The sequence below is a fragment of the Actinosynnema sp. NPDC004786 genome (genome assembly GCF_053601135.1).
This window is the reverse complement of the sequence record NZ_JBSGBG010000070.1, coordinates 24,401-31,956: the sequence shown is the minus strand read 5'-3', so window position 1 is coordinate 31,956 and position 7,556 is coordinate 24,401. Positions and strand designations below refer to the sequence as shown.

Here is a 7,556-nt window from a genome sequence, read left to right as displayed (position 1 = left end):
GTCGGCCAGGTAGCGGACCAGGTCGTCGGCGGCCGGGAAGTACCGGCCCGTGTAGCGGGTGAACAGCAGTTCCGGGTCGTCGGACAGCAGGGAGTGCCACCCACGGGTACACCTTCGCGCCGGGCAGCTGGCCGCCCTCGCCGGGCTTCGCGCCCTGCGCCATCTTGATCTGGATGTCGTCGGCGTTGACCAGGTACTCGCTCGTCACGCCGAACCGGCCCGACGCCACCTGCTTGATCGCCGACCGGCGGGAGTCGCCGTTGGCGTCGGGCGTGAACCGCTCGGCGTCCTCGCCGCCCTCGCCGGTGTTGGACCGCGCGCCCAGGCGGTTCATCGCGATCGCGAGGACCTCGTGCATCTCCTGCGAGATGGAGCCGTAGGACATCGCGCCGGTGGCGAACCGCTTGACGATCGAGGAGACCGGCTCGACCTCCTCGATCGGCACGGGCTCGCGCACGCCCTCCTTGAAGGCGAACAGCCCGCGCAGCGTCATCAGCCGCTTGGCCTGCTCGTCCACCGCCCGCGTGTACTCCTTGAAGATGTCGTAGCGGCCGGTGCGGGTGGAGTGCTGGAGCTTGAACACCGTCTGCGGGTTGAACAGGTGCGCCTCGCCCTCGCGGCGCCACTGGTAGTCGCCGCCGACCTCCAGCTCGCGGTGGTGCGGCCGGAAGCCGTCGGGCGGGAACGCGGTCCGGTGCCGCCGCGCCACCTCCTCGGCGATGACGTCGAACCCGATGCCGCCCAGCCGCGACGTCGTGCCGGTGAAGCACGTGTCCACGACCTCCGAGCCCAGGCCGATCGCCTCGAAGATCTGCGCGCCGGTGTAGGACGCCACGGTCGAGACGCCCATCTTGGACATGGTCTTGCGCACGCCCTTGCCCAGCGCCTTGATCAGGTTGCGGGTGGCGACCCCGGCCTCGACGTCGGGCAGCTCCTCCACCGACGCCATGGCCAGGTAGGGGTTCACCGCCTTCGCGCCGTAGCCGATGAGCAGCGCGATGTGGTGCACCTCGCGCGCGTCGCCCGCCTCCACGATCAGGTCCACCTGGGTGCGGGTCTTCTCGCGCACCAGGTGGTGGTGCACCGCGCCGGTCAGCAGCAGCGACGGGATCGGCGCGTGCGCCTCGTCCACGCCCCGGTCCGACAGCACCACGAGCCGCGCGCCGTCCTCGATCGCCCGGGACACCTCGGCGCGGATCTCGTCCAGCCGCCGCACCAGCGCCTCGCCGCCGCCCGCGACCTCGTAGAGGCCGCGCACGGTGAACGTGCGGAACTCCGGCAGGGTGCCGTCGTCGTCCACGTGCACGAGCTTGGCCAGCTCGTCGTTGTCCAGCACCGGGAACGGCAGCGAGATCCGACGGCACGACGTGGCGTCGGCGCTCAGCAGGTTCGGCTCCGCGCCCAGCGTGGCGTGCAGCGAGGTCACCAGCTCCTCGCGGATCGCGTCCAGCGGCGGGTTGGTCACCTGGGCGAACAGCTGGGTGAAGTAGTCGAACAGCTGCCGCGGCCGGTCCGACAGCGGCGCGAACGGCGCGTCGTTGCCCATCGACCCGATCGGCTCCGCGCCGGTGCGGGCCATCGGGCCCAGCAGCAGCGCCAGCTCCTCCTCGGTGTAGCCGAACGCCTGCTGCCGCCGCACCAAGGACGAGTGCGTCGGCACCTCGCGCTCCCGCGCCGGGAGGTCGGCCAGGTGCAGGATGCCCTCGGCGACCCACTCCTGGTACGGGTGCTCGGCCGCCAGCTCGCCCTTGATCTCCTCGTCGTCGATGATCCGCCCCTGGGCGGTGTCGACGAGGAACATGCGGCCCGGCTCCAGCCGGCCCTTGCGCACGATCGTGGCCGGGTCGAACTCCAGCACGCCCGCCTCGCTGCCGAGCACGACCAGGCCGTCCTCGGTGACCCAGTACCGGGCCGGACGCAGGCCGTTGCGGTCCAGCACCGCGCCGATCAGCGTGCCGTCGGTGAAGGCCACCAGGGCGGGGCCGTCCCAGGGCTCCATGAGCGTGGAGTGGAACTCGTAGAACGCGCGCCGTTGCGCGTCCATCTCGGCGTGGTTCTCCCACGCCTCGGGGATCATCATCAGCACCGCGTGCGGCAGGCTGCGCCCGCCGAGGTGCAGCAGCTCCAGGACCTCGTCGAAGGTCGCCGAGTCGCTGGCGTCGCGGGTGATGACCGGGAAGATCCGGGACAGGTCGCCCGGGATCAGGTCGGTGGCGAGCACGGACTCCCGCGCGTCCATCCAGTTGCGGTTGCCGCGCAGGGTGTTGATCTCGCCGTTGTGCGCCACGTACCGGTACGGGTGGGCCAGCGGCCACGACGGGAACGTGTTGGTCGAGAACCGGGAGTGCACCAGGCCGATCGAGCTGGTGACCCGCTCGTCGGTGAGGTCGGGGAAGAACTTCTCCACCTGGGGCTCGGTGAGCATGCCCTTGTAGACGATCGTCCGGCCCGACAGGCTCGGGAAGTAGACGTCCGCGGCGTGCTCGACGCGCTTGCGGACCACGAACGCCAGCCGCTCCAGCCCGAGCCCCGTCGAGGCCCCCTCGGGGCCTGCGAGGAAGAGCTGGCTGAACACGGGCATGGTGGTCTTCGCGGTCGGGCCGACGTGGTCGGTGTCCACCGGCAGGTCGCGCCACCCGAGGACGGTCGCGCCCTCCTCGGCGGCGATGCGCTCGATCTCGCGCCTGACCGCGTCGTGGCCCTCCTGCGGCAGGAACGCGGTCCCGACCGCGTAGCCGCCCGGCTCGGGCAGCGGGAAGCCGACGACCTCGCGGTAGAACGCGTCGGGCACCTGGATCAGGATGCCCGCGCCGTCACCGGTTTCGGGCTCCGCGCCGCGGGCACCCCGGTGTTCGAGGTTGCGCAGCGCGACCAGGGCCTGGTGCACGATCGCGTGGTTTCTACGCCCGGCCAGGTCGGCGACGAACGCGACGCCACAGGCGTCGTGCTCGTACTGCGGGTCGTAAAGGCCGCCTTGCGGCTGGTGGTGGTGGGTCACAACGGGCCCTCCCGTGGCGTCGTCAATCGCCCTGCTTTTGGGCGCACGGAGACGGCCGAACGCCCGCGCGCGGCTTTACGCGGACAACTCGGCCTGCAGGTACTGGCTGTGGATCCACGCCCGAGAGATCGTCGGCGTGGGACCGCACTCCGTTGTGCGGGAGAACTGCACTTCCTCGTGCGCGCGCTTGGCGGCCGGATGGGGCCGCGTGGGCACGCTTGGCGGTGCACCGGGGTTGCCGGGGTCTTGTGACGATAGTGTGAATTCGCGGTTATGGCTCTAGTCCGACAGGGCGTCGTGGTGAATCACACCCCCAGTTGACGCCGTTCCTACCAGCGGGGTACACCCGGTCGGACTAGAGTTTCGCTCACTTTCGTGCCGTCAGTAGCCGCTGAGATCAGTGCGCTGCGCGTCTCGCCTGCCGCGCGCAGCCGACGGCGACGGCCAGGCACAGTGCCGCGACGGCCGCCTGCCACCACGCCGCCTCGCCGACCGCCACGATCACGTTGACGCCCGCGACCAGCGTGAACAGGGCGGCGAGGACGGTCCAGAGGCGGCGTTCGGCCTTCTCGCCGCGCAGCACCAGCAGCGGTGTGGGTGGGTGGGTCACGGGGCGCACCTCCAGTCCGGGCTTGTCGCGCTCGACGTCGACAAGTCAGACGACGGGTACCCGCACTTTGCGTACCTCACACGTGCGAGTGGCAACACCCCTCGACCGGCCGCGGAGGGCATGTGCGGAGGGTGATCGCCTCAGCCGATCGTTACTCCGAACAGGAGACCCACGGAGTAGGTAACGACCATCGTGAGGGATCCGACGACCACGTTGCGGCGCACCGCGCGGCCGACGTGGCTCGACCCGAGCCGGGCGCTGACCACGCCGGTGAGCACCAGGCCGACCAGCACGGCCGCCGCGCACGCCCACACCCGCCACGACGTCGGCGGCAGCACGATGGCGACCAGGGGGATCACCGCGCCGAGCGCGAAGGCCACCAGCGACGCCCACGCGGCGTGCCACGGGCTCGTCAGGTTGTCCGGGTCGATCTGCAGCTCGGCCTCGGCGTGGGCGCGCAGGGGGTTGTGCTCGGTCAGCTCGCGGGCGACCCGCGCGGCCAGCTCGTCCGACAGCCCCTTGTCCCGGTAGATGTCGGCGAGTTCCCGTTCCTCCTCCTCGGGCATCTCGCGCAGCTCGCGCTCCTCCAGCCGGAGCGCGGCCCGCTCGGTGTCGCGCTGGGTGCTGACCGAGACGTACTCGCCGCCCGCCATGGACAGCGAGCCCGCGACGAGCCCGGCCACGCCGGCCGCCAGGATCGCGGTGCGGTCGGTGGTCGCGCCCGCCACGCCGACCACGAGGCCGGCGGTGGACACGATGCCGTCGTTGGCGCCCAGGACGCCGGCGCGCAGCCAGTTCAGCCGGGCGGAGAGGTCGTCGCGGTGCGGTTCGCCGGGGTGCGTCATGACCGTGATCGAACCACCCGTTCGGCTAACGGGTGGAGTCCGTCCGCGAACGGGTGAATGCCTGGACAGCGCCCGCACCGGGCCGCGGGCCGCGCGGTGATCGGCTCGCGGCTGACGAATCCGCACGCGCCGGGTGGGCCGTGCGGGTGCCCGGCGTCCGGCCGTGCGGCGGCGCGGTGGGCGTCCTACCCGGTCTCCACGATGCGCCACTGCGGTCCGCCGACCCAGGTGGCCTCCAGCCGGGACCGGTGGCCGCCGCCGGTGAACTCGACCACGACGGCGTGCGCCGGCTGCTCCACGGTGGTGGCGAAGCCCTGGCGCGGGGTGGCCGAGATCGGCTCGATGTCGCGGGCGGAGAAGCGGATCGCGGCGACCCCGCCCTGGAGGCGGAAGCTGCGCAGGTACACCGGTTCGCCGTCCTGGTCGGCCCAGGTGCCGTTCTCGGACGGCAGCGGCGGTGGGGTCGTGGTGGTGGTGGCGGGCGGCGGGGTCGTCGTCGTGGTGATCGGCGTGGCGGTCGCGATCACCGGGGCCGGCGCCGTGGTCGTCGTGGTGGTGGGCGTCGGCACGGTGGTCGTGGTCCGCTCGATCGCCGACGACTGGACGGGTCCGGCGACGACGCGCGGGCGTTCGGGCACGCCGGCGTCCAGCACGGACCGCAGGCCCAGGAAGGACAACGCCACCGCGGCCGCGGTCGAGGCGGCCCACGCGGCGAAGTACTGCAGACCCCTGGTCACGTGGTCATCCTGCCGGCGGGGGCCGGGCGGTCAGCAGCCGGCGGCCGGCCCGCCGCGGGCCGTGGTGACGTGGCCGCCGACGTCGTCGCGGCGGGCGGCGGCGAGCACGGTGTCGAGCAGGTCGGGGAAGCGGGCGTCGAGGTCCGCGCGGCGCAGCCGGACGTAGCAGCGGGTGCCCTCGTCGCGCCGCCAGGTCAGGCCCGCGGCGTTGAGCACCTTGAGGTGGTGGCTCAGGGTGGACTTCGCGACGGGGACGGCGAACTCGCCGAAGTTGTGCTCCTCGCCGTCGGCGAGCAGGCGGACCAGGCCCACCCGCAGGGGGTCGCTGAGCGCCGCCAGGACGTCGGTCAGCGCGAGCCGGTCGACGTCGGGGTTCGGCTCGGCGTGGCGCACGCCGCCGAGTCTAGTCGTTCGACGGTCGGCGAACGTTTGTGTAGCTTGTTCGATGAACATCGAACAAAAGTGGGGGATCATGGAGTTCGACGGGCAGGTCGCGCTGGTCACCGGGAGCACGGCGGGGATCGGGCGGGAGGTCGCGCGACTGCCGGCGCGCGGTGGCGCTCGCGTGGTCGTCACGGGGCGGGACGCGGCGCGGGGCGCGGGGACCGTGGCGTCGATCGAGGCGGAGGGCGGTCGGGCGCGGGCGGCGCGGCGGCCGAACCCTCTCCTGACCGCGTGTCCTACGTTCGCGTCCCCCGTGTCCTACGTTCGGAACACCCGAGTTGAACGTTCGGAACGGGGTCGGGCGAACCTGAACGTTGAACTCGGGGTACGCGAACGTAGGACACGCGCGACGCGAACGTAGGACACGCGCGGTCTGGAGGTTCGGGGTCAGGAGGTGGCGGTGTTCAGGAGGGGCAGGTAGCCCTGGGCGTAGCCGGTGGCGTTGGGGTGGAAGGACTCGGCCAGGCGGAACAGGGAGAAGCTGTTGATCCACGGCGACGGGCCGCACGCGCCGTGGCCCGCGAAGTGGGCGCGGGCGTCGACGTAGCGGACGCCGGCGGCCGCGGCGCGGGCGGAGATCACCGCGTGCAGCTCGTCGGACCCCCGGTTGAGCGCCGCCCGCTTGGTCGCGCTCAGGCACGTGCCGGACGGCTCCACCAGGTGCGGGTAGCCCAGGACGACCACGGTGGCGTTCGGCGCGCGGGTGCGGATCGTGGCGTAGGTGGCGTCGAGCCGGCCGGGCAGCGTGGTGCGCGCGGCCTCGATGCCGTTGTCCACCGCGTTGACGCAGCTCGTGTCGCTGCCCGTGACGCACGTGATCATGGTGTTGGCGAACCCGACGTCGTTGCCCCCGATGGTGATCGAGACCAGGTCGGTGCCCGCGTCGAGCGCGGCGAACTGGTCGGTCATGCTCTGCGTCGTGGCGCCGCCGCAGGCGACGTACCTGAACGACGACACCTCGTGCGTGTCCGCCCACAGCTGGGCGTAACCGCGCGCGCTGCGGTAGCACGAGCCGTTCTGGTACGGCGGCGCGCCCGTGCCGGAGGAGTACGAGTCGCCCAGGGCGACGTAGTCGACCGGGGCGGCGGCCCGCGCCCCGGTCGCGGTGGCCATGACGAGCAGGGCGGCGGGCAGCACCGAGCCCACGATCCTGAGCAGACGTCCGCGCACGTCCAGTCCTTCCCTCGAGACACCACTGCGTGAAGGCGGCAGGTCGCCGACGTTACGAAGGCGTTCCGAGGGATCACAGTCGGTGCTATTCTCATTACCTGCGAGTAACCTGGACCGCTTCGCCGGGGTGCCGCCATGACCGTTCCGCGCCGCAGCGACGCCCTGAGGAACCGGGCGGCGATCATCCGCGCGGCCGAGGAGCTGGTGGTCCGGGGCGACGCGCCGTCGCTCGCCCGGGTCGCGCGCCTGACCGGCCTCGGCCAGGCGACCGTCTACCGGCACTTCCCCGACCGCCGCACGCTGGCGCTCGCCGTGGCCCGCGAGCACCTGGCGCTGCTCGCCGAGGCCGCCCGGCGCGACGCCCACGACCCCGCCGCGTTCCGGTCGCTGCTGGGCGCGGTGATGGCCTACCAGGTGTCGATGCGCCCGCTGGTGGACGAGATGCGCCGGTTCCCCGAACCCGACCGGCGCGGGCACCTCCGCCGGCTGCTGGACGCGCTGCGCGGCCCGTTCGACCGGTCCCAGGCGGCCGGGCACCTCCGCCGCGACGTCGTGCTCAACGACGTGGTCGTCGTCCTGACCATGCTCCAGGCGGCCGTCGAGCTGACCCCCGACCCGCGCCGCGCGATCCCCGTGCTGCTGGACGGCCTGTTCCGGCCGCAGTCGTGAACCGGCCGCAGTCGTGAACCGGCCGCAGTCGTGAACCGGCCGCAGTCGTGAACCGGCCGCAGTCGTGAACCGGCCGCAGTCGT

Annotated in this window: 8 protein-coding genes; 2 read left to right on the top strand and 6 right to left on the bottom strand. The window is 72.6% G+C overall.

What is annotated here, in order from left to right; genetic code table 11:
- From ACWEFJ_RS36875 to ACWEFJ_RS36855, 5 genes are all read right to left on the bottom strand, one after another.
- Nucleotides 1-2,998, bottom strand: a 2,998-nt coding sequence (locus ACWEFJ_RS36875; RefSeq protein WP_449716608.1) for a glutamate synthase central domain-containing protein, incomplete at its 3' end; no start/stop codon positions are given.
- 397 nt (nucleotides 2,999-3,395) lie between these two features.
- Nucleotides 3,396-3,608 carry a hypothetical protein gene (locus ACWEFJ_RS36870; protein ID WP_449716607.1) on the bottom strand — a complete coding sequence of 71 codons (213 nt, stop codon included), beginning with the start codon at nucleotides 3,606-3,608 and terminating at the stop codon, nucleotides 3,396-3,398.
- A gap of 140 nt (nucleotides 3,609-3,748) precedes the next feature.
- Nucleotides 3,749-4,453 (bottom strand): VIT1/CCC1 transporter family protein, encoded by a 705-nt coding sequence (locus ACWEFJ_RS36865; RefSeq protein WP_378093505.1) that lies wholly within the window; start codon nucleotides 4,451-4,453, stop codon nucleotides 3,749-3,751.
- Between the two features lie 185 nt (nucleotides 4,454-4,638).
- A complete protein-coding gene (locus ACWEFJ_RS36860) occupies nucleotides 4,639-5,190 on the bottom strand; it encodes a hypothetical protein (protein WP_378093507.1) in 552 nt (183 codons plus the stop codon).
- Between the two features lie 30 nt (nucleotides 5,191-5,220).
- The gene (locus ACWEFJ_RS36855; RefSeq protein WP_449716606.1) at nucleotides 5,221-5,583 is read right to left on the bottom strand and encodes an ArsR/SmtB family transcription factor; all 363 of its coding nucleotides are present in this window, start codon (nucleotides 5,581-5,583) and stop codon (nucleotides 5,221-5,223) included.
- 52 nt (nucleotides 5,584-5,635) lie between these two features.
- On the opposite strand from ACWEFJ_RS36855, the gene ACWEFJ_RS36850 reads away from it, so the two are divergent.
- A complete protein-coding gene (locus ACWEFJ_RS36850) occupies nucleotides 5,636-5,995 on the top strand; it encodes an SDR family NAD(P)-dependent oxidoreductase (RefSeq protein WP_449716605.1) in 360 nt (119 codons plus the stop codon).
- Nucleotides 5,996-6,021: 26 nt separating this feature from the next.
- Here the strand turns inward: ACWEFJ_RS36850 and ACWEFJ_RS36845 are convergent, their stop codons facing one another.
- Nucleotides 6,022-6,804 carry an SGNH/GDSL hydrolase family protein gene (locus ACWEFJ_RS36845; RefSeq protein WP_449716604.1) on the bottom strand — a complete coding sequence of 261 codons (783 nt, stop codon included), beginning with the start codon at nucleotides 6,802-6,804 and terminating at the stop codon, nucleotides 6,022-6,024.
- Between the two features lie 135 nt (nucleotides 6,805-6,939).
- Here ACWEFJ_RS36845 and ACWEFJ_RS36840 point away from each other — a divergent pair, with 135 nt between their 5' ends.
- The gene (locus tag ACWEFJ_RS36840) at nucleotides 6,940-7,473 is read left to right on the top strand and encodes a TetR/AcrR family transcriptional regulator (RefSeq protein ID WP_449716603.1); all 534 of its coding nucleotides are present in this window, start codon (nucleotides 6,940-6,942) and stop codon (nucleotides 7,471-7,473) included.
- Nucleotides 7,474-7,556: the final 83 nt, after the last annotated feature.

Coding starts and splice junctions, on each gene's coding strand:
- ACWEFJ_RS36850 (WP_449716605.1), top strand. CDS start 5,636: ATGAACATCGAACAAAAGTGGGGGATCATGGAGTTCGACGGGCAGGTC.
- ACWEFJ_RS36840 (WP_449716603.1), top strand. CDS start 6,940: ATGACCGTTCCGCGCCGCAGCGACGCCCTGAGGAACCGGGCGGCGATC.
- ACWEFJ_RS36865 (WP_378093505.1), bottom strand. CDS start 4,453: ATGACGCACCCCGGCGAACCGCACCGCGACGACCTCTCCGCCCGGCTG.